18 protein-coding genes and 2 tRNA genes are annotated in these 25,152 nt (G+C 47.9%); 14 read left to right on the forward strand and 6 right to left on the reverse strand.

The features are described from left to right. Window positions 1-479: 479 nt before the first annotated feature. From F453_RS0108835 to F453_RS0108895, 14 genes are all read left to right on the forward strand, one after another. Window positions 480-566, forward strand: a tRNA-Ser gene (locus F453_RS0108835). An 18-nt stretch (window positions 567-584) separates the two neighbouring features. Then, window positions 585-659: transfer RNA gene (locus tag F453_RS0108840), tRNA-Glu, on the forward strand. A 228-nt stretch (window positions 660-887) separates the two neighbouring features. After that, complete coding sequence (locus tag F453_RS0108845) at window positions 888-1,589, forward strand: ABC transporter ATP-binding protein (RefSeq protein ID WP_009237288.1); 702 nt, start codon at window positions 888-890, stop codon at window positions 1,587-1,589. Window positions 1,590-1,614: 25 nt separating this feature from the next. After that, a complete protein-coding gene (locus tag F453_RS0108850; protein WP_018967697.1) occupies window positions 1,615-2,877 on the forward strand; it encodes an ABC transporter permease in 1,263 nt (420 codons plus the stop codon). A gap of 166 nt (window positions 2,878-3,043) precedes the next feature. Continuing rightward, window positions 3,044-4,285 (forward strand): ABC transporter permease, encoded by a 1,242-nt coding sequence (locus tag F453_RS0108855; RefSeq protein ID WP_018967698.1) that lies wholly within the window; start codon window positions 3,044-3,046, stop codon window positions 4,283-4,285. Window positions 4,286-4,410: 125 nt separating this feature from the next. Then, entirely contained in the window at window positions 4,411-5,550 is a 1,140-nt protein-coding gene (locus tag F453_RS0108860; RefSeq protein ID WP_018967699.1) for an efflux RND transporter periplasmic adaptor subunit, read from the forward strand. 1 nt (window position 5,551) lies between these two features. Continuing rightward, complete coding sequence (locus F453_RS0108865; RefSeq protein ID WP_025789972.1) at window positions 5,552-8,008, forward strand: S9 family peptidase; 2,457 nt, start codon at window positions 5,552-5,554, stop codon at window positions 8,006-8,008. Window positions 8,009-8,471: 463 nt separating this feature from the next. Then, window positions 8,472-9,074: a cytochrome c nitrite reductase small subunit gene (nrfH, locus tag F453_RS0108870; protein WP_025789971.1), complete on the forward strand. Its 603-nt coding sequence runs from the start codon at window positions 8,472-8,474 to the stop codon at window positions 9,072-9,074. 82 nt (window positions 9,075-9,156) lie between these two features. After that, window positions 9,157-10,641 carry an ammonia-forming cytochrome c nitrite reductase gene (nrfA, locus tag F453_RS0108875; RefSeq protein WP_018967702.1) on the forward strand — a complete coding sequence of 495 codons (1,485 nt, stop codon included), beginning with the start codon at window positions 9,157-9,159 and terminating at the stop codon, window positions 10,639-10,641. Between the two features lie 366 nt (window positions 10,642-11,007). Continuing rightward, window positions 11,008-12,240 (forward strand): cytochrome c biogenesis ResB family protein, encoded by a 1,233-nt coding sequence (locus F453_RS0108880; protein ID WP_018967703.1) that lies wholly within the window; start codon window positions 11,008-11,010, stop codon window positions 12,238-12,240. Then, entirely contained in the window at window positions 12,237-13,025 is a 789-nt protein-coding gene (gene ccsA / locus F453_RS0108885) for a cytochrome c biogenesis protein CcsA (RefSeq protein ID WP_018967704.1), read from the forward strand. Before F453_RS0108880 ends, ccsA begins: the two co-directional genes overlap by 4 nt. A gap of 514 nt (window positions 13,026-13,539) precedes the next feature. After that, window positions 13,540-13,713, forward strand: a complete 174-nt coding sequence (locus tag F453_RS16245) for a thioesterase (RefSeq protein ID WP_081619149.1) — start codon at window positions 13,540-13,542, stop codon at window positions 13,711-13,713. A gap of 641 nt (window positions 13,714-14,354) precedes the next feature. Beyond that, window positions 14,355-15,068: a hypothetical protein gene (locus F453_RS0108890; RefSeq protein WP_018967705.1), complete on the forward strand. Its 714-nt coding sequence runs from the start codon at window positions 14,355-14,357 to the stop codon at window positions 15,066-15,068. Window positions 15,069-15,416: 348 nt separating this feature from the next. Further along, complete coding sequence (locus F453_RS0108895; RefSeq protein ID WP_018967706.1) at window positions 15,417-15,914, forward strand: hypothetical protein; 498 nt, start codon at window positions 15,417-15,419, stop codon at window positions 15,912-15,914. Window positions 15,915-16,286: 372 nt separating this feature from the next. Here the strand turns inward: F453_RS0108895 and F453_RS0108900 are convergent, their stop codons facing one another. From F453_RS0108900 to F453_RS0108925, 6 genes are all read right to left on the reverse strand, one after another. Next, window positions 16,287-16,862 carry a chromate transporter gene (locus F453_RS0108900; RefSeq protein ID WP_018967707.1) on the reverse strand — a complete coding sequence of 192 codons (576 nt, stop codon included), beginning with the start codon at window positions 16,860-16,862 and terminating at the stop codon, window positions 16,287-16,289. A 90-nt stretch (window positions 16,863-16,952) separates the two neighbouring features. Next, window positions 16,953-17,513: a chromate transporter gene (locus F453_RS0108905; protein WP_026292531.1), complete on the reverse strand. Its 561-nt coding sequence runs from the start codon at window positions 17,511-17,513 to the stop codon at window positions 16,953-16,955. Window positions 17,514-17,805: 292 nt separating this feature from the next. Further along, window positions 17,806-21,573 carry a phosphoribosylformylglycinamidine synthase gene (gene purL, locus F453_RS0108910; RefSeq protein WP_018967709.1) on the reverse strand — a complete coding sequence of 1,256 codons (3,768 nt, stop codon included), beginning with the start codon at window positions 21,571-21,573 and terminating at the stop codon, window positions 17,806-17,808. 356 nt (window positions 21,574-21,929) lie between these two features. Next, complete coding sequence (locus F453_RS0108915; RefSeq protein ID WP_009237274.1) at window positions 21,930-22,817, reverse strand: DMT family transporter; 888 nt, start codon at window positions 22,815-22,817, stop codon at window positions 21,930-21,932. Window positions 22,818-23,029: 212 nt separating this feature from the next. Next, window positions 23,030-23,872, reverse strand: a complete 843-nt coding sequence (locus tag F453_RS0108920) for an OmpA/MotB family protein (protein WP_018967710.1) — start codon at window positions 23,870-23,872, stop codon at window positions 23,030-23,032. Between the two features lie 342 nt (window positions 23,873-24,214). Beyond that, complete coding sequence (locus tag F453_RS0108925; RefSeq protein WP_009237271.1) at window positions 24,215-24,748, reverse strand: hypothetical protein; 534 nt, start codon at window positions 24,746-24,748, stop codon at window positions 24,215-24,217. Window positions 24,749-25,152 lie beyond the last annotated feature (404 nt).

The raw sequence follows: 25,152 nt of genomic DNA on the forward strand, positions 1-25,152 counted from the left end.
TACATGTATGATGTAACACGATTACTTGTTATATGTAACATTGTTCCACATCAACTGGAACACGATTACAGGCGACAAGTAACAGGAGTACAAAGCATCTGGATCACGCCGTGAGTTCCTTTCTCTCGTAACGATATGTGTGTTAGTGGTTTGCGAGATGTATTTTTAAAGGGAACGATAGGTGTGTGGCTCAGGCTTCGGCAAAGGCATATAATCAGGTGGAAGATGCAGAAACCAACGCGCAAGACTGTTTCTCCAACTGCAAGTTTGTGACTTCTTGAACGTGGGTTAACGCCACTTGTTCCCATCGTTTAAAGTCGCAGGCAACCCGCAAGCACGCTCTGCACAACATCCTCGATAAGTGGAAGAAAAGTGGTAACAAACAAAAAAGGCACGAAAAAATTTGGAACTACTGAAAAAAAGCAATACCTTTGCACCGCATTTAACAGCAAAGCGATTTTTAAAATATCGACGGATAAGGAAGTTTGGGTGAGTGGCTGAAACCACCAGTTTGCTAAACTGACGTACGGGTTACCGTACCGGGGGTTCGAATCCCCCAGCTTCCGCACGATTAATAATCGCACGGTGGATTCATCTAACGGTTAGGATACAAGATTCTCAATCTTGGCATAGGGGTTCGATTCCCCTATCCACTACCATCAAAAGGGCTTTTGCGAAACGTTCGCAAAGGCCCTTTTTGCGTTAACCAATGCTAAACCGCACAGCTGAAGCAATCTTTATGCGCATCGTTCTTGGACGTTTTGCCTTTTTTTTATATTTTTGCCATCTATAATTTGCTATCGGTTCGCAATTTCAACATATAGAGGACGGAAAGATAAAATGTAACGAAAGTGCAACTTTCTGAGCCTTTCTAACGTCTGATAAGTATGATAGAGCTAAAAGACATCAATAAAACCTATTTCGGTGCACAGCCTTTGCATGTGCTCAAAGGCATTAATCTCACTATCGGCGATGGCGAGTTCGTTTCCATTATGGGTGCATCGGGATCGGGAAAATCCACCCTGCTGAATATTCTTGGCATTCTCGACAACTACGATACGGGTGAATATCGCCTAGGAGGAACGCTCATCAAGGACCTCTCCGAACGTCGTGCCGCCTATTATCGCAACCGCATGATTGGCTTTGTGTTCCAATCTTTTAACCTCATTGGGTTTAAAACGGCTGTCGAGAACGTAGAACTACCCTTGTTTTATCAAGGTGTGTCGCGAAAGAAACGCCACACCATGGCCATGGAATACCTGGAAAAGCTAGGTTTGGCACAATGGGCAAGCCACTATCCCAACGAGATGTCGGGTGGACAAAAGCAGCGTGTGGCTATCGCTAGGGCACTGATAACCAAGCCACAGATAATACTTGCCGACGAACCTACGGGTGCACTCGACTCTAAAACCAGCGTTGAGGTGATGCAACTGATAACCAGCTTGAACCGAGACGAGGGCATAACGACCGTGGTTGTTACTCACGACCCTGGCGTGGCCGAACAAACCGACAGGCTGATAAGGATTAAAGACGGACTGATTGTTGACGAAGGAGAAAACAAAAAGCCCCAAACACACCTGCACATATAACCATACTTAACCGCAAGAAGTAATTATGTACACGCTCATAGCCGAAATATGGTCGACCACTCGACGCAACAAGCTGCGCACGGCACTCACGGGTTTTGCCGTGGCATGGGGCATATTTATGCTGATATGCTTATTGGGCGCAGGTAACGGACTTATCAATGCCGTCACACAAAACATGGACATCTTTCTTGATACCTCGATGATGGTAGAAGGCGGATTGACTAGCAAGGAATATAATGGCCTGCCAAAAGACCGCTCAATCACTTTGAACGACCAGGACATAAACACAACACAAAACCAATTTAAAGAGAACATCGAGACCGTTGGCGCAGAAATAGAATTGGGCGAACAAACCATCACGCTGGGTGACAAATTCGAAACGGCATCGCTAACGGGCGTTTATCCCAACGAAATAGAGATTAACAAGCGTAAGATGCTCTGTGGAAGGTTTATCAATCAAACTGATTTGGAGGAGCAACGCAAGGTTTTGGTGATTAGCAAAAGTCGTGCAGAGGGCCTGATGCCTGACAATTGGCAAGGTGTTGTGGGGAAAAACGTAACCATGGGCGGGCTAGCCTTCCTCGTTGTAGGTATCTATTCCGACGATGAGAGTATGTTCCGCAACAACTCGTACGCACCATTTACCACCATGCGCACCATATATAATAAGGGCGACAAGACGGGAAACATTATCTTTAGCTTTAAGGGGCTAGACACCCAAGCAGCTAACAATGCCTTCGAAGAGAGTTATCGCCGAAAGCTTAATGCTCACCACGATGTCGCGCCAGATGATGAGAAGGGCATTTGGATATGGAACAGGTTTACAGATAGCATGCAGATGAATACTGGAGCGGCAATTATACGCACCGCCCTCTGGATTGTGGGCATCTTTACGTTGCTTAGTGGCATTGTAGGCGTTAGCAACATTATGCTCATCACCGTAAAAGAGCGCACTCGTGAGTTTGGCATACGCAAGGCCATCGGTGCAACGCCGTGGTCGATATTAAAGCTCATCATCACCGAGAGTGTAATTGTCACCCTCTTCTTTGGCTATATTGGCATGATGCTTGGCATCGGCGCGAACCTCTATATGGATGCAACCATCGGCAACTCCTCTGTAGACACGGGCGTGTTCCAACAAAAAATGTTCGTCAATCCTACTGTGGGCTTTGCTGTCTGCGTGCAAGCCACCCTACTTATTGTTATCGCTGGCACCATTGCAGGACTTATTCCAGCGCGCAAAGCTGCCAAGACTCGACCCATAGAGGCACTGAACGCGATGGACTAACAGGACGGAACGACCTGACGAAATGAGGAAAGAAGAAACGAAATGGCAGGAAGAAGAACGGCAAAAAAACCGCGCAACCTGTTTTCTCCCAACCTCATAAGTCCATAAAACGCCACTTCCGGGCTCATAAACTTATAAACTCACAACCTCACCACCTCATATAAAAATGATAGATTTCGACAGATATAAAGAAATACTCGACACTCTGACGCGCAATAAGACGCGAAGCTTCCTTACGGGCTTCGGTGTTTTCTGGGGCATTTTTATGCTCGTGGCACTGTTAGGTGGTGGTAAAGGAGTGCATGAATTGCTGTCGGCCACATTCAAAGGCTTTGCAAACAACTCGGGTATGTTCTTTGCCATGAAAACAACTAAGCCTTACGAGGGGCTAAAAAAAGGTCGGAGCTGGAGCATGTCGTATAAAGACTTGGAGCGAGTGCGCCAACAAGTGCCCGAGGTAGAGATGGTTACGCCCCTGATTAGCAGATGGGGATCTACCGCCGTGTATGAAGACAAGAAAGCATCGTGTGTTTTTAAGGGACTAGAACAGAGCTATCAGGGCATCGAAGCGCCCGACATCTATTACGGACGTTATCTTAACGACATAGATAACCTTCAAAAACGCAAGGTGTGCATCATTGGAAAGCAGGTGTATAAGACCCTTTTCCCGAAGGGCGGAAACCCTTGTGGCAAGGATATTCGCGTTGGATCGGTGTTCTTTAAGATTGTGGGGGTGGATTATAGTCCTGGTAAGATCAACATTAACGGTAGTGCACAAGAGTCTGTTGTTGTGCCGATAAATGTGATGCGCGATGCATTCGCCATGGGCGACACCATTCACTTGTTGTGTTTTACAGCCCATAAGGGTTATAAAGTGAGCGAAGTTGCACCCAAGATACGTGCTGTGGTGACGCGTGCACACCATGTAGACCCTACCGACGAAAAGGCTTTGCCTTCCTTTAATATGGAGGCGCTCTTCGGTATGATGGATAATTTGTTTAACGGGGTTGACTTCTTGGCATGGCTGGTGGGCATTGGTACGCTGCTGGCAGGGGCCATTGGCGTGAGCAACATTATGATGGTGACGGTGAAAGAACGCACCACCGAGATAGGAATAAGGCGTGCCATCGGTGCAACAGCACGTAATATCCTCACGCAGATCATTGCCGAGAGCATTACGCTTATCAGTGTCGCGGGCATGTCGGGCATCGTTTTCACGGTAATGATATTACAACTGGCCGAAATGGCGAGTACCACCGACGGTGTCGTGAATACCCATTATCAGATTAGTTTCACCACGGCAGTGGGTGCAGTTGTGTTTCTTTGTGCGCTTGGAGTGCTCGCCGGACTTGCACCGGCACTGCGAGCCATGAACATTAAGCCTGTGGACGCCATGCGCGACGAATGACAAATGCGCAATCTGCGCCAACAAAACCATATAGAAATAAAAATAACAAGACATAATACATTAACAAAGGAGACCCCGAAAACAACGCCATCGCACCACGAAAGGCTAACAAGGGGAATGACGTTATGAAGAAGAAAATCATTGTGGCAGTGCTTATAGCTCTCGTGTTTATAGGTACATTTGTGTTTCTTTGGGCCAAATCGCAGCCCCAACCCGAGCAATACACCGAACTGACGGCCACTGTAAAGGACCTGAAAAAGACCACGGTTATTACTGGGCGCATTGAACCGCGCAACGAGGTGAACGTGAAACCGCAGATATCGGGTATCATCACCGAGATTATGAAAGAAGCGGGGCAACCCATACAAGCGGGCGAAGTGATTGCCAAAGTGAAGGTGATACCCGACATGGGACAGCTTAGCGGTGCACAGGCGCGGGTTAGGCTGGCTAACATTAACCTGGAACAAGCCAAGGCCGAGTACGAAAGGGAGAAGACATTGTATGATAAGGGACTGGTGGCAGCACAAGAATACGAGAAGGTAAGGCAAGTTTACCAGCAGGCCAAAGAAGAACTGTCGGCCGCCGACGATAACTTGCAGGTGGTGCGCGACGGTGTTTCGAAGAGCAACGCCAAGGCTAGCTCTACGCTGATACGCTCTACCATCACGGGAATTATACTCGATATCCCTGTGAAAGTGGGTAATTCGGTTATCCTTAGCAACACATTTAACGACGGAACAACCATTGCCAGCGTGGCCAACATGAACGACCTTATCTTTAAAGGTAATATCGACGAAACCGAAGTGGGACATGTGAAGCCTGGAATGAACATGAAAATAACCATCGGAGCATTGCAAAACCTGAACTTTACGGCCTCGTTAGAATACATTTCGCCAAAGGCGGTGGAGTCTAATGGTGCTAACCAATTCGAGATTAAGGCTGCCGTGCATGTGGATAAGGCAACAAGCATACGTAGTGGATATAGCGCCAACGCCGAGATTGTTTTGCAAGCGGCCAACAATGCACTTACCGTGCCCGAAAGCGCCATTGAGTTTAGCGGCAAAGACACATACGTTTACATTCCCAAAGGTGAAGGAAAGGAACTTACTTATGAGCGTAGGAAGGTGAAGACGGGGCTTAGCGATGGTATCGACATTCAAATTTTGAGTGGCCTGAAAGCAGGCGATAAGGTTCGCGGACCGAAGGTTGTTGGCGCAACAGAAGCTAAGAATGATGATAAACAAGACTCGAAAAGACATTACTAACATGAATACGCTTAAACAATCACTACTTTTTGCAGCTTGCGCGATGGTCTGCATAACTGTATCTGCTAACGATGTGGATGTGAAAACTTTTCGTTATGCAGGGCCTTTCGACCTGCCTGCACCCATATTGGTGGATAGTGTTGACGCGCAACAAAAGACATTCGCCACCGAAACGCTGCTCAACACGCCCCTGCATCTGAGCTTGGCGCAGCAAGGACGTATCGTAAACACGGGCAACGTACCGTCGTCAGCCAGCCCTTATGCCCTACACCTGTTGCAATTTAACATTCAGAATGCTGCCTATCGCAAGGTGGGTATCGAGCTGAAAGGGCTGAAACACTACCAAGTGTATGTAGATAACAAGCTGGTTTCTCCGTCAGACGTTACCCTGCAACCGCAAACCCACAACGTGGTGATAAAATACTTGAGTCAGAAAGACTCTACGTACAATCTCTCCGTGCGGCTAACCAACATCGGCGACAGTCTTACTGTGAGCACCGATGCACGCCGAACGCTCACGTTGAGCGACATCCAAAACGGCCTGCAATATTATCGTATAGGCTTATCGGCCAACGGACGCTACCTCATCACCAATTATTACGACGTGATGGATGGCGGATATACCCGCTATTCGTGGCGACTTACCGACCTGAAAACGGGTACTATCATGCGAGAGACAGACGAAGCGATGAGTTGGATACCTGGAACGAACCGCTTTTACACCATCCGCAAGGGGCGAGATGGTCGCGACATCATCGCTACTGACCCGTTAACGGGGCGCGAACAACCACTGGCTACGGGCATCGGAGAAGGAAATATCACGCTTGCACCCAATGGCGAGTACCTGGTACTAAGCACTTCGCAAGAAGGACCTAAGGAAGATGCCGACATCTACGAAATCACTCAGCCCGAAGACAGGCAACCTGGCTGGCGAACACGATGGAATTTGTCGCTGGTAGACTTGAAAACGGGACTGACTAGGCCGCTTACGTTCGGCTATCACAATGTGTCGCTCGAAGATATATCGGCAGACGGTCGCTATATATTATATATGGTGTCGCGCAGCAGATTGGAAAAGCGACCCACAACGGTGTCTTCGCTTTACAAGTTAGACGTGAAAACGATGCAAGCCACATGTGTAGCCCACGACGAGGGCTTTCTGTCTGAGGCGCGCTTCTCGCCCGATGCATCGTCGCTTTTGGTTAAAGCCACCGCCGAAGCGTTTAATGGAGTGGGTAAGAATGTGCCCGAAGGCAGTACGCCAAACATGTACGACTACCAACTCTTTACCCTGAATGTGGCCAACAAGACCGTTACGCCACTCACAAAGACCTTCAATCCCAGTGTTGAAGATTTTTCGTGGAACCCACGCGACGGACAAATCTACTTCACGGCATTGGATAAAGACCAACAAAAACTTTTCCGCTTGAACCCCAAGACCAGCAAGTTTACCCGCTTCGATATGCCCGAAGACTATGTTACAAGGCTTGCTTTTGCCCGCAATGCACCGGTGGCTGTGTGGTATGGAGAAAGCGCATCCAATTCGGATAGGCTCTACACGCTCAATTTGGATAATGGAAAGAATACCCTGCTTGAAGACTTGAGCAAGCTGAAACTAAAAGATGTGGACCTAGGAACATGCACGCCATGGAACTTCGTGTCGTCTCGTGGTGACACCATTTCGGGTCGTTGCTACCTGCCCCCACACTTCGATCCCAACAAGAAATACCCCATGATCGTGAATTATTATGGTGGATGTTCGCCCGTGAGCGTTTATTTCGAAAGCCGTTACCCATTGCACCTCTACGCTGCGCAAGGTTATGTGGTGTATTTGGTTAATCCCAGCGGCGCGGCAGGTTTCGGTCAGACGCACGCTTCACGTCATGTCAACACTGCGGGCAAAGGTGTGGCTGAAGATATTATCGAAGGAACCAAGGCGTTTCTTAAAGCCCACCCCTACGTAGACCCCAAACGCGTGGGTTGTATCGGTGCATCCTATGGTGGATTTATGACCCAATACCTGCAAACTCAAACGGATATTTTCGCTGCCGCCATATCTCACGCAGGTATAAGTGACCACACCAGCTATTGGGGAGAAGGCTATTGGGGATATAGTTACAGCGAGGTGTCGATGGCAAACAGCTATCCTTGGACGCGCAAAGATCTCTACGTAGACCAGAGTCCACTATATAACGCCGACAAGATACATACCCCCTTGCTCTTCCTTCATGGCAATGCCGACACCAACGTACCCATCGGCGAGAGCATTCAGATGTTCACGGCCTTGAAATTGCTGGGACGACCCACGGCCTTTGTTGTGGTAAACGGTGAGAACCACACCATTATGGACTACCAAAAGCGCATCAAATGGCAAAACACCATTTTCGCATGGTTCGCCCGCTACTTGCAAAACAACCCCTCATGGTGGCAAGCACTCTATCCAGATAAGAAGCTATAACATACCCCCAATATAGTGAAATCGGGTTAAGTCTAAAGCATTGGACTTAACCCGATTTTGTTTTGGCGACCTGACCTTAGCCATTTAAAGTTTGAAATGCGAAAAGATGACTATCTAAGTTGAAAATATGAACAAGTTAAAATCTCATCGTAAAGGGTAATATAGTTCGCATAATAAACAATAATTATTCCTAAAAGACAAGTCCTCTTCCCAGTATTATCAGGCTATCGCACGATGAAACAGCCACTTACGACTGTTTAAAACTGTAAAAGGGGTTTATCCTTCTGTGTTCGAACACACGGGTATAAACATCCTTATTTATAAGGATTTGCACGTTAAAAATAGTTTAGAATCCGCCTCTTAAAACATGCTAAACTTGCTGTTAGGCGCGAAAATTCATGGTGTCTGTTTAGACTGCGTTGTGCTTTATTTGCTATATTTGCGAAAAGAAAATATAGCGAACATGATAAAGGACAAGCTAAAATCTATCTTATCGGCATTCAGCTATCGCCAAAAGGTGTTCCTTTTGGTGACGGGAGGATTGGTTGTAGGCCTAGGAGGGCTTTTCATGTACCTTCTTAGAATGCACACCTACCTCACCGATGACCCTTCGGCATGCGTAAACTGTCATATCATGACACCTTATTACGCCACGTGGATGCACTCCTCGCATGGTCGCGACGCCACGTGTAACGACTGCCACGTGCCACACAACAACATCTTCGCCAAATATTACTTCAAGGCGAAAGACGGAATGAACCATGTTCGCAAGTTCGTTACGTTTAATGAGCGACAGGCAATAACCGCCGAAGACGCCAGTGCAGGTGTGATTATGGATAACTGCATACGCTGCCACACACAGCTCAACCAAGAATTCGTGCGCTCAGGGCGTATCAATTACATGATGGCAAAGCGTGGAGAAGGCATGGCTTGTTGGGATTGCCACCGCGACGTGCCACATGGCGGAATGAATTCCCTATCTTCTACACCCAATGCACAAGTTCCTTTACCCGATTCGCCCGTGCCAGATTGGCTTCAAGGCATGCTCGGAAAGAAAGGCAAGTAACCCTAGCACGCATATTCGAGACACCCCGCCAATACGCGCGAGGGTAAACATTATGAAACCCGAAACTAAAAACTATTAAGATATGGCAAAGCAATTAAAACGTTGGCAAGGATGGCTGTTGTTCGGAGGATCAATGGTTGTCGTTTTCATCTTAGGCTTACTCGTGTCGTCGCTCTTAGAACGAAGGGCCGAAGTGGTGAGCATCTTCAATAACAGAAAAACCCCAATGGAGGGTATCGTATCTGAAAATTCGAAGTTTGCAAGCGACTTCCCACGCGAATACGAAACGTGGAAGCAAACGGCTGACACCACTTTTAAAAGCGAGTTTAACAGCTCACAGGCTGTAGACGTGCTTGACCAACGCCCCAACATGGTGATACTTTGGGCTGGTTATGCCTTCTCGTGGGACTACGCCACACCGCGTGGGCACCAACATGCCGTGGAAGATTTGCGCCGAACACTGCGCACAGGCGCACCTGGAGTAACAGAAGGTAAAGAACCCCAACCAGGAACATGCTGGACTTGCAAAGGTCCTGATGTGCCTAGGCTCATGAAAGAACATGGCGTTGCCAACTTCTACAAGGCTCCGTGGTCGAAATGGGGAGACCAGGTAATGAACAGCGTGGGCTGTTCCGATTGCCACGACTCCAAAACGATGGACCTCAAGCCCGCTCGTCCTGCACTGTACGAGGCTTGGCAACGCGTAGGTAAAGACGTTAACAAGGCCACTCACCAAGAAATGCGCTCGTTGGTTTGCGCACAATGTCACACCGAATACTACTTCAAGGGCGACGAAAAGTACCTCACCTTCCCACAAGATAGCGGTATGACGGTAGAGGCGATGGAGAAGTATTACGATGCTATGAACTATAAGGACTATACACACGCACTAAGCCGTGCACCCATCCTCAAAGCACAACACCCCGGATACGAAATTCATCAGATGGGTATTCATGGTCAACGCGGCGTTTCGTGTGCCGATTGCCACATGCCCTACATGAGCAAAGGTGGCGTGAAATATACCGACCACCACATCATGAGTCCTTTGGCCAACATCGACCGCACCTGCCAAACCTGTCACCGTCAGAGTGCAGAAACGCTTAGGCAGAACGTGTACGAACGTCAACGCAAGTGCAACGAGATACGTAACCGCGTAGAAAATGAACTGGCTACCGCACACATCGAGGCTAAATTCGCATGGGATAAGGGTGCAACCGAAGCCGAAATGAAACCCGTTCTCGACCTCTTGCGCAAGAGCCAATGGCGTTGGGACTTTGCCGTGGCATCACACGGAGCCGCATTCCACGCCCCACAAGAGATTACACGTATCCTATCGCACAGTCTCGACTTCGCCAATCAAGCACGTTTGAAAGTGGCAAAGGTACTTGCCCGTCATGGATTTACGGCCGACGTACCCATGCCCGACATCTCTACGAAGGCTAAGGCACAAGCTTACATCGGACTGGACATGAAGCAGAAGGAAGCCGACAAGGAGAAATTCTTGCATACCGTGGTACCTCAATGGATAAAGAAAGCCAAGGCAGCGGGTCGCGCACTCGACTTGTAACAGCACCGCTAACGTGGGTTTTGCAAATACTAAGTAACTGATAGCATCCATCATAAAGGGGTTAAGGCCCATAACAAGGCCTCAACTCCTTTATGGTGTCTATACAGTCCCCTCGTAGCTTGTGGCAAATCTATTGGTGGAAAACAACCTCTCTGGTGTCATTTCAGCTTTCGTCATTCCTATATATAATAGGTACGCGCGCGCGAAGAGAAACTCCAGAGGGCGCTTGTTTCAAACAAAGGCTGCGCTCCCGCTTTATAATTGCCCACGATTTATGCCCACGTAGACTGGAATTGGCCTCTGCTTATACTTCCATTCACCGTGAACGATAAAACGATAACAAACAAATAAAAACGATAAACCATTATGTGGAAACGACCATGGAAAATGGTTGAAGGCTTCGCTGTTGGAGCCGGACTTGTGTTAGTTGGCTTGCTGTTGCAATTTAGCGCAGGGCCAATAGCATGGAACAACCTTTCATTTCCCGTCAACTTTATCATCCTGGCAGGCTATATCCTTGTCATGGCCCTTGTGTTTGCTTTTCGCAACAAGGTATATTCTTTCAAGTTTCTCTCCTCGTACGCATCAGCCATCCCTGCGTTAGTCTATGCTGTGGCTCTCACAGCCATCATGGGGCTTACCAAGCAGATGCCCGACGGGCACCCTGCAGCCGATCCGCTGGGGCTTTCGCGCATGCTTTCGTTCTGGCCTTTCGTGCTAGTCTACATTTGGATTTCTATGATTGTGGCTCAAGCCACCATCAACAAGGCCATGCATTTTAAGTGGCGCGATGTGCCTTTCATGCTCAACCACGCAGGTTTGCTCATCGTTATGCTCTGTGCCACATTGGGTAATGCCGACATGCAACGCCTCAAGATGACCATTCACAAGTCGTCTCCCGAGTGGCGGGCCACCAACGAGCAAGGTAAAATTGTCGAAATGCCCCTCGCCATACAACTTAAAGAGTTTAAAATCTACGAGTATCCACCCAAATTGATGCTTGTAAACGGCAAGACGGGCGACCCTATACCCAAGGATAAGCCAACAACCATCGTTGTAGACAGTAGTTTTACCACCGGAAACCTGCAAGGCTGGAGCATAAAGCTTAACAAATGCATTGACGAGGCTGCACCTCTGATGACTCGCGACACCACCAACTACCTGCCTTGGCACTCGTCGGGAGCAATGACCGCGATAAACATCACCGCCACTTCGCCCAACGGAAAGGTGAAGAAAACTGGCTGGGTGACCTGCGGAAGCTATCATTTCCCCTACCAAGTGCTTAGCTTGGATGGCAAGATATCTGTCGCTATGCCCGAACGCGAGCCACAACGCTATCTCTCGCGTGTGGAGTTGATGACCGAAGCAGGGCTGCACGCTTTCGCAGATATAGAGGTGAACCGCCCATTAAGCGTGGAAGGATGGAAAATTTACCAGCTTTCTTACGACACCTCGATGGGTAGATGGAGCGAGACCAGCGTGTTAGAGCTGGTTAGAGACCCGTGGCTGCCCTTCGTTTATGTAGGCTTGGGCATGATGATGCTCGGTGCCGTATTTATGTTTTTGTCGTTACAACGCAGAAAGGAGACCAAAGAATGACTTGGAATCACTTCCCCTATTTCGCCCTAGTGGCCGTTTTGCTATGGGCAGTTGGCGCATACGCTGCCTGGAAAGATAAGAAAGCGCTCACCCTTGGCGCCACCGTTGCGGGCTTGTTGGTGTTTTTCGGTTTCATCGTAGCCATGTGGGTGTCGCTCGAACGTCCGCCCCTGCGCACCATGGGCGAAACGCGCCTATGGTATTCGTTCTTCCTTCCTTTTGCTGGAATGGTGGTTTACTTGCGTTGGCGCTACAAGTGGATACTCTCTTTCAGCACAGTTTTGGCCACCGTTTTTATTGTTATCAACGTGATGAAACCCGAGATACACAACAAAACGCTGATGCCAGCCTTGCAAAGTCCATGGTTCGCCCCCCACGTTATTGTCTACATGTTCGCTTACGCCCTGCTTGGCGCGGCCACGGTGATGGCCATCTACCTGCTTTTCATCAAGAAGAAGCCCGCCACGGACGACGAAATGGATATCAGCGATAACCTTGTATATGTTGGCCTGTCGTTTATGACGCTAGGTATGCTGATGGGGGCACTTTGGGCAAAGGAGGCTTGGGGCCATTATTGGGCATGGGACCCGAAAGAAACATGGGCTGCCGTAACCTGGTTTGCCTATCTGGCCTATGTGCATTTCCGCCGTTCGCGTCCTCATGACCTGCGTCCCGCACTCTATATGCTCATCGTTTCGTTCCTGCTCCTACAAATGTGCTGGTGGGGAATAAACTATCTGCCGTCGGCGCAAGGTTCAAGTGTACATACGTATAACCTGAGTTAGGGATGCGTAAGTAGGTAAACGCGTACGCATATAAATTGGGTTGAAATCACTACATGCCTTTTGTAGTGTGGCTACAAGCCTTTTGTAGTGTGGCTACAAGTGCTTTGTAGTGACGCTACAACTTATTTGTAGTGCGACTACAACTGGTTTGTAGTCGCACTACAAGTCTATTTGTACTCTTCGATCGCTAAACGGCGATGTTTTACGAGCTTATTTCGGGCAGACTACAAATGCGTATAAGGTTCTTGTTCAGCCCATGTCCTATTTTCTTATATATACACGAGTTCGGGATAAAAGCAAATCGGTATGTAAACTACCGCGTAGCACTAGTTGGCGAGACAACCATTTCTTTACCTGTCCTGTCTTGTTCAGAGGGCATGGTATCTTATCCCGAATGTGCTAATTAACCATTCCTTCGTTAGCATTTTCATCGTTCCGAAAATGCGCCTTCTAAGCCCTTATAGTACATTATTAGATTAACCGCTGTGTTAAATGTGTTTTGGACGCCTGTTCCATGTTATCTGGAATGCTGTTCCAGTTGATTTGGAACACTGTTCCAACTTATCTGGAACAGGTTTCCATCTTAGCTGTAACAAGGCAGGAACTGAAAAAGCTCACTACAAGGGCTTATCTGGTAAGGAGTGAAAGATGGCGTTTGGAGGTAGGAGGGGTGAGCTGGTGGTGGTGAGAGGCTGTGGAATGAACTACCTAGATAGTGTCAAGCTAGCATCATACGTTACGAGAGTTTGTGATAAGATACGATGTTGTTTTGAACAAGATTAGATAAAACACAAATGGCTATCTCACCAGCTAGTGCTACGCGGTAGTTTACATACCGATTTGCTTTTATCCTGAATTCGCGTATATAAGGGTTTTTAAAGGCCGTATTGATCGCGTTAGTATCTCGAGTTTTTATGTTACATCAGTAATTCCTCTTTTTTGTTTGTGTATAGTTTTTAACGCAGGCCGTTTTCTTAACAACACTCCCGTTTTGCTGTTTTATTGCTCTGTTTGATACCCACTTATGTCGCTTGCCTTCTAAAGCCCTAAATAGCTCGATGTATAGCTATGCAACATACTCGTATTTTTATGTTAACGTTGCATCAAGCTTTCATTTTTTTCATCATGTCTTAATCTATTTTATATACTTTTCTTTTGGAAGTAGCGGTTTAAAGCCTAACTTTGCATCAGAGGTATTTAGGATGATTAACGGCCGCCGAATGCCTCGTGCAAATGATAAGACAAACCAGAGAAGGCGTTTGGCGGCTTATATTGTATGTGTTTTTTGATCAGTTTTTTAGCATTCAGTGTTTATTAAGGTTAATTAGGATGATGAAGGGGATAACAAAGAGAGTAGGTACGTTAGTGCTATCGTGGGCTTTGGCTGTGGTTGGCATTTGCGCACAAACCGTTGACGACATTTGTGCGCAAAACGTTCATCAGTTGGGCGGAATGGCAGCGGCAGCCAAAATAAAGTCGTTACAACTTCAACAGGTTGTTGTGGCGCAAGGAGGCGAAATGCCCGTCACCACACTTTTGGTGCCTGGCGTGGCCTTTTACCAGCGTGTGAAATCGCCTTTGGGGACAATGATGGTGTGCGCATATCGGGATAAGGGGTGGACATTTAATTCTGCTCCCACACCACAGACGGAACCAATGTCTGCAGATATGATTGAATCGTATATTATCGGATCGAAGTTTCTTGGACCACTGTTCGACTATTATGTGAACAGAAAGGAGTCGGATGTGGTATCGTTGACTCTCATTGGCGAAAAAGACTTGGACGGTGAGGCCTGCTTTGAGCTGGAAGCCAGCTATCGGTCGGGGTATAAGATCTTGGTGTGCATGTCGCGAAAGGACGGCTTGATAAGGCAAACTTCATCGCCCGCCGGAGTGATAAGGTACGAAGACTACCGCAATGTGGGTGGCGTGATGGTGCCTTTCATGGTACTGTCAAGTAACGCGCAGGGGCTAATCCTTACTCGCGTAACCAGTGCGCAGGTGAATGTAGACCTAGAAGGCAAGATTCTTGCTATGCCTTAGGGGGCGAAGGGCATTCTTTGTTGCGTGGCTCAAACAGCTTAAGGCTGACTCTAAAATTTCTACATGACGTATCAATGCTGTGTGGAATTTTTAGAATCAGTCTTAATATCATTGTTAATAGGTATTGTAAAAACAACAGAAAGTTTGTAACTTTGGAGCGACAAAACCTGTGCTTCAGTTCATTTGAGTGAATGAAGTTAGACGAATTTCTTAGCTTGTTGGTTGGGTAACACCACTTTCCAATTCGTTAGTTGGTAAATTTGTCAACTAGTTAATTCCTTTTGACGGCAGGTAAACTTGTCAACTCGTCAACTAACAACATAATATATTCACTAACAACATGTAATTATGAATAGACAAATTGAATTAGTGGCATTGTGGGTGCTTATCATTACGGGATTTCTCGCCCACACCCTAGCCGACGTGATGCCTGCATTTTGGGGCGAGAGTATTGTGGCCATGCCTGGAGCAAATAATTCTTGCGAACTTATTTCCATGATGATGGGGGTCAGCTACACGTTGCCTGTGTTGGGTATTTTTCTTGCCTTATGGGGAAAGCACAAGGCTTGGCGCGTTATACACGCCATTTTGGCTTGCCTTTTTGGTTTGTTCTGTCTACTTCACATGCTCGAATGGCTCGATGATTTCAATCCCATTCAACTCACCATCATGCCTTTGATGGGTATTATAGGCATTATATTGGCCGTGAAGTCCATCAAGTATGTTTGCAAAAAGCGATGCGCTGAAAACGAAGAGGAGGAAAACGAAGCGGAAGAAAGCGAAGAAGTAGACGATGAGGGAGAAGAATGTGCGGAAGAAAACGAGGAAAAGGAATTGGAAGCATAAGAGGAGTTAAGGCTTTATGGAGTTATGGAGTTAAGCCAAATGCGTTGTTGGCGTTAGCTATTTCTTCATCTTTTCACCCCTTTTAATTTTAGGAGTTAAGGCTTTATGGAGTTATGGAGTTAAGCCAAATGCGTTGTTGGCGTTAGCTATTTCTTCATCTTTTCACCCCTTTTAATTTTAGGAGTTAAGGCTTTATGGAGTTATGGAGTTAAGCCAAATGCGTTGTTGGCGTTAGCTATTTCTTCACCTTTTCACCCCTTTTAATTTTAGGAGTTAAGGAGTTATGGAGTTGTGGAGTTAAGCCAAATGCCTTGTTGGCGTTAGCTATTTCTTCATCTTTTCACCCTTTCACTTTTCACCTTTTCACTTTTTCTAGTATAGCAATAGCAACCCCGCAACGGCAGCATAGCCAATCATACGTATGGGATTAATCTTTAAGAACTTCGTTCCTGCGAACGTGGTGGCGAAGAGAAAGAGGCTAATGCCAAACTGCCATGGGTTGATGAAGGGTGAAGAGAAGTTTTCTTCGGTCATTAAGAGCAGGGCGGCAGCGGCAAGCAGTCCCACAACGGCAGGGCGCAAGCCGGCGAATACGTTCTGAACAGCGGATGTGTTCATATATTTCATAAACATCTTACTGATAAGTATCATTAAGATAAGCGATGGCAACACCAACGCGAAGGTGGCTGTGGCACTGCCCAACATGGCCATCCACGTGTTAAACCCTGCATTGTGGGCGGCCGTATAGCCACAATATGTGGCCGCGTTGATGCCAATGGGGCCAGGTGTCATTTGTGAAATGGCAACGATATTGGTAAATTCGGCCGACGAAAGCCATTGGTGATGAATAACCGTTTCGGTTTGAATGAGCGACAACATGCCGTAACCGCCACCGAAACCGAATAGTCCGATGATGAAAAACGTATAGAAAAGTTCGAGGAAAATCATACGATGGATTTATTAGTTGTTGCCTGAATACCTATGGGGTAGGGGTGTTTGCGGTGCAAAAAAAATGCCGTATGACGCACCGCTGCTGTTCTAATTCTCGTTGTGTGAGCCCTCTGTGGGCTTGATAAATTGACCATAGAGGTAGCCACAAAGGCCTGCTCCGATGATGATGTAGATGGGATTGACGCCTATTGCCCAGATAAGCAAGGCGCAAACAACGGGTATCCAAAGGGTGCTTAGTGTGATGTGGGCACTCTTGGCCAAGTTGAATGTGGGGACGGCAATGAGTGCCACCACGGCCGGACGTATGCCTCGGAACGCAGCTGCCACAATATTGTTGTCTTGAAACTGATGGAAAAACATCGCAATGAGCAGGATAATGAGAAACGAAGGTAGGGCTGTGCCTATGCAGCTGCAGAGTGCGCCACGCAACTTACGCATCTTATAGCCGATGAAAATGCTGATGTTGACGGCGAAAACGCCAGGACAACTCTGCGCAATGGCAATGAGATCGAGAAACTCTTCTTTCTCAATCCACTTGTTCTTGTCCACTACTTCGGCCTCGATAATGGGTATCATGGCGTATCCGCCACCCAAAGTGAACATCCCTATTTTAAAGAATGTGCGAAAACTGTTCCAATATATCGACATGTTGTTGATGAATTAAAGCCTCACCCTCAGCCCCTCTCCAAAAAGAGAGGGGAGAGAGATGTCTTGTTAAAGGTGTAAGGTGAAAGGGTGAAAAGATGTCTAATGCCTACAAAGCTACATAATCGTTTCTTGTCGCTTTGCTTCTCCTAAATCTTCAATTTTTCTTGGTTTGTCTAGTTCTTCTAATATTCCTAATATCTTCTAAGATACATAGGGTTATTAGAAATTCTAGCTATCCAAAGCGGAAAAGCATTTGGCCTAACTCTTTTACTCCATAACTCCTTAACTCCTCTTATGCTTTCAATTTCTTTTCTACCCATTTCCTCGCGTTCACGAAGGCCTCAATCCAAGGCGTAACTTCGTCTGATTGACGCTTGCGAGGATAGTAGGCGTTCTGCCAAGGGAAGATGGAGCGTTCCAAATGGGGCATCATGGCCAAGTGTCTGCCGTCTGCCGAGCAGATGCCCGCTACGTTGTAGTCCGACCCGTTGGGGTTTCCTGGATACTCGGCGTAGTTATATTTTGCCACGATGTTGTACTTGTCTTCGGACTCGGGCATGTAGAACCGACCCTCACCATGGGCTACCCAGATGCCCAACTTGCTGCCACTAAGCGAATGTAGCATAACGCTGTTGTTCTGCGGAATGGTTAATCCCACGAACGAACTTTCGAACTTACGCGACGTGTTGTGGGTGAGGTGCGAGCGATGGTCGTGTTCGGGATTGATAAGATTTAGTTCAACCATGAGCTGACAACCGTTGCAGATACCCAGCGAAAGCGTGTCGGGACGTGCGTAGAACTTGTCGAGAGCCTCTTTAGCCTTTGGATTATAGAGGAATGCACCCGCCCAACCCTTGGCCGAACCTAGTACATCCGAGTTTGAGAAACCACCGCAGAACACAATCATGTTCACTTCTTCGAGCGTTTCGCGCCCCGAAATAAGGTCGGTCATGGCAACATCCTTCACGTCGAAGCCCGCTAGATAGAGTGAATAAGCCATCTCGCGCTCACCATTAGTTCCTTTTTCGCGGATGATGGCAGCCTTAATACCCGACGGCTTGCGGCGATCTGCACTGATGTTATAGTCACTTAGCTTGCCCGTAAAGCTGTCGTTGAATTTCAGTTCGATAGGTTGTTTCTTATAATTGAGCCACCTTTTCTTGGCCATTCCATTGTGGCTCTGCATCGTATCGAGGCGATATGAGGTGCGATACCACGTCTCACGCAGCGAGTCGATGTCGAAAACATATTCGTTTTCGCCCTTCTTCACAACCAGCGTACGACTGTTTGGCACTGAATAACCAATCTTGGTGTAGCCAATGCCTTCGTCTTCGAGATATGCGCGCAGGTCGTTGCGCAGGTCGTCGCTTACCTGTATCACCACGCCAGGGTTCTCTGCGAAGAGGTTTTTCACCACATCGTCGCCCGCTAGGTCGTGTAAGTTAAGGTGCATGCCACCCTTTCGGTTGGCAAAAGCCATTTCTAGCAGCGTGGTTATTAATCCGCCAGCCGAAATATCGTGACCAGCCAATATCCATCCACGTCTAACCAGCTCTTGAATGGCATTGAAACAGTCGGCAAAATATTCGGGATTGGCAACCGTTGGCACATCGTCGCCAACGAAACCAAGGCTTTGTGCGAAGGCACTTCCACCCAAACGTTGCTCGTCGAACGAGAAATCGATATAGTAGAGCGATGAATTCTTGTCGTTAACAAGTACTGGCGACACCACCTTACGCACATCCGACACCTCGGCACCACTGCTAACGATAACCGTTCCAGGTGCAATAACCTTTTGGTTGTTGGGATATTGCTGGGTCATTGATAGCGAATCCTTGCCCGTTGGTACGTTAACGCCCAGCGTGCAGCAAAAATCGCTCAACGCTTCAACAGCTTTATAGAGGCGTGCATCTTCTCCAGCTTGCGACCTACAAGGCCACATCCAGTTGGCCGAAAGGCTTACGCCGCCTAGTCCGTGGGTTAATGGCGCCCATACAAGGTTGGTTAACGACTCGCTAACAGCCAAAACCGAGCCCTTTTCAGCAGATGCCAAGGCGGCTTGAGGTGCATGACCGATGGCGGTTGCTATGCCAGCGCGTCCGCGATAGTCAAGTGCCACCACGCCACAGTCGCTCAATGGCAGTTGAATTTCACCTTGAGTCTGTTGGCGAGCTACCTTACCCGTCACCGAACGGTCAACTTTGTTGGTGAGCCAATCCTTACATGCCACGGCCTCGAGCTGCAAAACGCGCTCAATATGTGCAGTTAGGGCCTCTTCGCCCAGCTTATTCTTGTCGGCTTCGCTGCCTATTGGTTGATATTCCACATTCTGATAGTGGCGTTCAACGGTGTTGTCTACCATCACCGTCTTGGGCGAATGGCCGAACATCTGCGCCACATCAAGGTCGAAAGGCTTAGTGCCATCGGCCTGTTTGAAGGCAAAATGGGCGTCGCCCGTTGTCTCGCCCACCACATAGAATGGTGCCCGTTCGCGTTGGGCAATCTCCCTTACGCGCTCAATATGTTGCTCGTCGATAAGCAAACCCATACGTTCTTGACTCTCGTTGGCGATAATTTCTTTGGCCGAGAGGGTCTTGTCGCCGATGGGCAGTTGGTCCATGTTGATTTCTCCGCCACATTCTTCAACCAGTTCGCTAAGGCAATTCAAGTGACCTGCCGAACCATGGTCGTGTATTGATACAACTGGGTTGTCGTCGCTTTCTACCAATGCGCGCACAAGATTATAGGCGCGCTTCTGCATTTCGGGGTTGGCGCGCTGTATGGCGTTAAGCTCAATACCGTTAGAATATCGTCCAGTGTCTACCGACGATACCGAACCGCCACCCAATCCGATGCGATAGTTGTCGCCACCAACCACAACCACCTTGTTGCCTTTTTGTGGTTCGCCCTTCAAACAGTCGCGTTTCGTGCCGTAGCCCACACCGCCTGCCAACATGATAACCTTATCGTAGGCGTAGAAAGGTTCATTGGCCACAGTGCCAGCATCGGTTTTCTCCTGATGTTCGAAAGTAAGAACAGAACCCGTGATAAGTGGTTGCCCGAACTTATTACCAAAGTCGGATGCGCCATTAGATGCCTTAATAAGTATCTGTTCGGGCGATTGATAGAGCCATTCGCGTACGGGAAGCAACTTTTCCCAATCGCGTCCGCCGTCGAAACGGGGATAAGCCGTCATGTAAACGGCCGTTCCTGCGATGGGCCACGACCCAACACCGCCACCCATTCGGTCGCGAATTTCACCGCCCGTACCTGTTGCGGCCCCATTAAAGGGTTCTACGGTGGTGGGGAAATTGTGGGTCTCGGCCTTCAGCGAGATAACGCTCTCAATGTCCTTCACCTCAAAATAGTCGGCTTTCGACTGGTCTTTGGGTGCGAATTGCTCCACCACCGGACCTTGTGCAAAGGCAACGTTGTCTTTATAAGCCGAGAGAATGTTGCCTGGATTTTCGGCCGTGGTGCGCTTGATCATGGCGAAGAGCGACGATTCTTTCTCTTCTCCGTCGATAATAAACGTGCCGCCGAATATCTTATGACGGCAATGTTCGGAGTTGATTTGGGCAAACCCGAAGATTTCAGAGTCGGTTAGCGGTCGGCCTAGCTGCTTCTCGATATCGTGAAGATAAGCCATCTCGTCCGTAGAGAGTGCTAAGCCCTCCTTTTCGTTATACTCTTCCAGGTTGTCTACGTGCTTTACAGGTTCGGGTTGTCTGTCAACGCAGAATACTTCTTGGCCAATGCCCTCGTACATACGTTGTAGCATGGGGTCGTAGTCGGCATTACGACTGGCCACGGGGAAGAATTCCTCAATACGCGAAATGCCGTTGAGATTCATATTTTGGGTAATCTCAACGGCATTTGTGCTCCAAGGCGTCACCATCTCACGGCGCGGGCCCACGTAAAAGCCTTCCAGCTCTCGGGTTTCCATCAGCGTAGCGTCGCCATATAGCCAGGCTAGCTTAGCCGTTTCGTCGTCGTTCAGTTGGTGGTTCACCTCTGTGGCAATCACCGTTTCTTTCTGCGTCTTGAAAAAAAGAATCATTTTTGTTTCCTTTATTTTATGGGATGGTTATGTGAATACACTTACTTTTCTGCTTTTTAACCTACGTTGTCGCTCGTCTTTTGTTGTTGCGTGGAAAGGGGTTTGATGCGAAAACCAATTCGCCACTTTTCGTTTGGTTCGTTGTACCTAGTTCGAACGTTTCTCTCGCCCTACGCATTCTTCTTGCAAAGTTAGCGTTTTTGCCTTATATATATGGTGTGGGCCACGTTGTTTTTTCAGTTATTTAGTATTAATCTCCACTTTTGTTTGCTAATTGCCGATTACTTATCGTTTTACGGCTTGTTTGCATACGTTGGGCAAGTAGGTTGGCACGAGGATGTTTCGTGTTGTTTGGCTTACCCTGTCTTGCGTTTGCTTAGCACCAAAATAAATACCGAAGCGATGATGAGCACAAACCCAATGACGATGGGGAGAGTGAGTGGCTCGCCGAAAAGAAGTATGCCCACGCACATGGCCGTCATGGGTTCGAAGGCGCCAAGCACAGCTGCCATGGTGCTGCTTATCTGTTTTAAGGCCATGATAAGCGTAACGTTGCTTATGGCTGTTGGCACCAAGCCCAGCAAAAAGAGGTTGATGAGCTGGCTACGCGTATCTATTGGGTCGATGCGACCTCGCGTGAAGGTGGCGTAGAGCGTGAGAATGAGCATCGCGAAGAAAAAGATATAGAACGTTAGCTTCAGCGATGGCATCTGGCGGATGCGCATTCGGGGGAAGATGACCATGTAAACGGCATAGAGAAAGCCTGAGAGTAGAAGCAGAAACAAACCTGTTAAGCCCTCCATACTACCGTCGCCGTCGAGTATTCCCGAAAGGAAAAACACGCCAACAACGGCTATGCCGATAGCAAGGGTTGTGGTAAGCGACAGCCGTTCGTGCAAAAACACCACCGAAAGAAGCAGTGTCCATACGGGATAAGAGAAGAGCAAGGTGGTGGCGATGCCGCTCGCCATGTAGTTATAGCCTTCGATGAGGGCGATAGACGATACGGCGTACATCGAAGAAAGCAACAATATGCGCAGGAAATCACCAAAGGCTAGCCACATGCGGGTGCGATGAAACATCAGCATACCCAGCATGGCGAGGCAACCGAAGGCGTAGCGGTATATCAAAACGGAAGTGGAATGCATGCCCGAATTAAGCACGGGGATGGCGAAAAGGGGTATTAACCCAAATGTAATGCCTGAAATGCTGGCATTAATAAAACCTTTAACAGTGGTTGACATCGAAAGAGAAGTTATGGGGAGGTGTGTCGTGGCGTGCTCTAACGCCTTGTTTCAAGTGCGCAGTAGCTTGTATCTAAGGCCAGACGCTTACTTTTTGCCCCCTAAGTGTAAATGTATATCCTGATAAATATTGGCTGAATGTGAATGTAAAACCTGCCCCAAGTCCGTTGCAGACGTTGGGGCAGGTATTGGTATGGTGCATCGATAAAGGGTTATTTGCCTTCTTCGGGTGCCTTGTCGATAAGATCCATAAACTGATCGAGCTTCGGCGTGATGATGATTTGCGTGCGGCGGTTGCGTTGTTTGCCCACTTCGGTGGCGTTAGTGGCAACGGGATTAAACTCACCACGTCCGCCAGCGGTAAGCCGTTTGGGGTTAACGCCATAGCGTGTTTGAAGATATTGCACCACGCTAGATGCGCGCAAGCAACTCAAATCCCAGTTATTGCGAATGTTTTCGCGGTTTATGGGCACGTTGTCGGTGTTTCCTTCCACCAGCACGTCATAGTCCTGATAGTCCATAATTATCTTGGCTATCTTGCTAAGCGTTTCGGCTGCGCGGTCGTTAATCTCGTAACTGCCGCTCTTATACAGCATATTGTCGGCCAGTGAGATGTAAACCACGCCCTTGAGCACGCGTACGTCTACTTCTTTCAGCTCTTCGCGGCTGAGCGAACGCGTGAGGTTGTTGGTGAGCACCATGTTAAGCGAGTCGCTTTTGCTCTTCACTTCTACCAGGTGGCGTATGTATTGGTTGCTCTCATTTATCTGGTCTACCAGCTTAGAGATGTTCACGTTGTTGGCCGAGCTATTGTTGAGGCTCTTGTCTAGCGACCCTTGCAAAGATGCGTAGTCGCGTTTTTGCTGTGCCAGTTGCTCTTCTAGCGATGTTACCCTGGCCTGACTGGCAGCAAGTTGTTCGCGAACCGAGCGATAGCTTTCGTTCAGTTCCCTGTTTTCTCTTTGGCAATTGTCCAAGTCTTTCTTGCTCACGCAGCTTGAAACCATAACCACGCTAGCCAGAAGGGCAAATTGCACGATGTTCTTCTTTTTCATGTCTCTCCTTTGAATATTGGTTGATTATCCCGTGTCTTTACGACACATTATGTGTACAAAGTTACGAATATACTTTACAATAACCTTAAAACGCATGCCTGATTTTGATATTATTAACGGCCATAACGCCTAAATGCACGGCTTTTAGGGCATTTCTTAAATGTCCTACCAAAGATTTCACAAACGATAAGCCGATGAACTTAAAAGCTCAAGAAACGTTTGAAGGTTAAAGGAATTAGAAACCCATAGGCTCAAAGCGCTTATTGGCTTATGTGCAGGCAAAGCCATAGGCAGGTAAACTCTCAACTTGATGCACTTATTTAACTCAAGAATTCAAGTGCCTTAATATTTGGTCATGTTGTCGTTGATGGCATCCGATGCAAAGATCGAGAAGATATTCATGTCGGCGTCTTCAATGCTTACCTTGTCCATCTCGGGGTTTAGCCTAAACACCACATACGAACGAACCAACGCTCCGTGTTCGTTCATGGCTCTAAAACTCACCTTAAAGGCGTAACCAAGAAACTGACGCTTAAAGGCTTTCTGCTTTTTCTTGTACTCTTCAAGTATGCGTTGGCCGTCGGCAAGCATCTTTTGCGCCTGCGGAACGGTTTTTACCGACTCCGAATAGCGCGTGGCCGAGTCGGTAATTTGCTTCACCTTGTCGAGCATATACTGCGCTTCGTCGGTGGCTCGAAATTCAGAAAAGAGCGAGTCTACCTTACCTCGCTCCACCAATTGGTAAGAACGTGGGTCGTTGAGGTTCTTTCGCATAAACTCCTCGGTTAGCTTGTCGGCTTGCTTTTCCTTATTCTCGCACGATGCAAAGGTGAGGGCGAATAGCGAAATGAACAACAAGTGGAATACTCTTTTCATCTTTTTGCCGTTAAAGTAGCTGGCGTGTGCGTGGCACGCTTAGTAATTTGGACGCAAAGGTAATAAAAAACTGTATAATGTACAAGAACAAAGCTGTTAATGTTGTGATGGCTAGCACGATGCGCATGTTGACATTGTGTTGCGTTAGTGATGTGGGGTGTTGATGCTCGAGCATGTACGTAGGGTAAAAGGAGTAGGGCGTTTGTCGGGGCGTTGCAACCTTATTTTGCCGTACGTATGTGCGCTGTGCATCGCGTTTAACGGCAAAATACCAACGTGTAAGCATGCTTTGGATACGTGTTTTCTCATCGTAGGGTGAGTACAAGACCTTTTGTACACCCACTACAACACCCTCTGTACACCCGCTACAAGCCTTTTGTAGTGGGACTACAACTCGTCGGTAG

The organism is Hoylesella loescheii DSM 19665 = JCM 12249 = ATCC 15930 (genome assembly GCF_000378085.1).
Classification (GTDB): domain Bacteria; phylum Bacteroidota; class Bacteroidia; order Bacteroidales; family Bacteroidaceae; genus Prevotella; species Prevotella loescheii.

Excerpts from the sequence above, each read along its gene's own strand:
- F453_RS0108845 (WP_009237288.1), top strand. The coding sequence starts at position 888 with ATGATAGAGCTAAAAGACATCAATAAAACCTATTTCGGTGCACAGCCT.
- F453_RS0108850 (WP_018967697.1), top strand. The coding sequence starts at position 1,615 with ATGTACACGCTCATAGCCGAAATATGGTCGACCACTCGACGCAACAAG.
- F453_RS0108855 (WP_018967698.1), top strand. The coding sequence starts at position 3,044 with ATGATAGATTTCGACAGATATAAAGAAATACTCGACACTCTGACGCGC.
- F453_RS0108860 (WP_018967699.1), top strand. The coding sequence starts at position 4,411 with ATGAAGAAGAAAATCATTGTGGCAGTGCTTATAGCTCTCGTGTTTATA.
- F453_RS0108865 (WP_025789972.1), top strand. The coding sequence starts at position 5,552 with ATGAATACGCTTAAACAATCACTACTTTTTGCAGCTTGCGCGATGGTC.
- nrfH (WP_025789971.1), top strand. The coding sequence starts at position 8,472 with ATGATAAAGGACAAGCTAAAATCTATCTTATCGGCATTCAGCTATCGC.
- nrfA (WP_018967702.1), top strand. The coding sequence starts at position 9,157 with ATGGCAAAGCAATTAAAACGTTGGCAAGGATGGCTGTTGTTCGGAGGA.
- F453_RS0108880 (WP_018967703.1), top strand. The coding sequence starts at position 11,008 with ATGTGGAAACGACCATGGAAAATGGTTGAAGGCTTCGCTGTTGGAGCC.
- ccsA (WP_018967704.1), top strand. The coding sequence starts at position 12,237 with ATGACTTGGAATCACTTCCCCTATTTCGCCCTAGTGGCCGTTTTGCTA.
- F453_RS16245 (WP_081619149.1), top strand. The coding sequence starts at position 13,540 with ATGTTATCTGGAATGCTGTTCCAGTTGATTTGGAACACTGTTCCAACT.
- F453_RS0108890 (WP_018967705.1), top strand. The coding sequence starts at position 14,355 with ATGATGAAGGGGATAACAAAGAGAGTAGGTACGTTAGTGCTATCGTGG.
- F453_RS0108895 (WP_018967706.1), top strand. The coding sequence starts at position 15,417 with ATGAATAGACAAATTGAATTAGTGGCATTGTGGGTGCTTATCATTACG.
- F453_RS0108900 (WP_018967707.1), bottom strand. The coding sequence starts at position 16,862 with ATGATTTTCCTCGAACTTTTCTATACGTTTTTCATCATCGGACTATTC.
- F453_RS0108905 (WP_026292531.1), bottom strand. The coding sequence starts at position 17,513 with ATGTCGATATATTGGAACAGTTTTCGCACATTCTTTAAAATAGGGATG.
- purL (WP_018967709.1), bottom strand. The coding sequence starts at position 21,573 with ATGATTCTTTTTTTCAAGACGCAGAAAGAAACGGTGATTGCCACAGAG.
- F453_RS0108915 (WP_009237274.1), bottom strand. The coding sequence starts at position 22,817 with ATGTCAACCACTGTTAAAGGTTTTATTAATGCCAGCATTTCAGGCATT.
- F453_RS0108920 (WP_018967710.1), bottom strand. The coding sequence starts at position 23,872 with ATGAAAAAGAAGAACATCGTGCAATTTGCCCTTCTGGCTAGCGTGGTT.
- F453_RS0108925 (WP_009237271.1), bottom strand. The coding sequence starts at position 24,748 with ATGAAAAGAGTATTCCACTTGTTGTTCATTTCGCTATTCGCCCTCACC.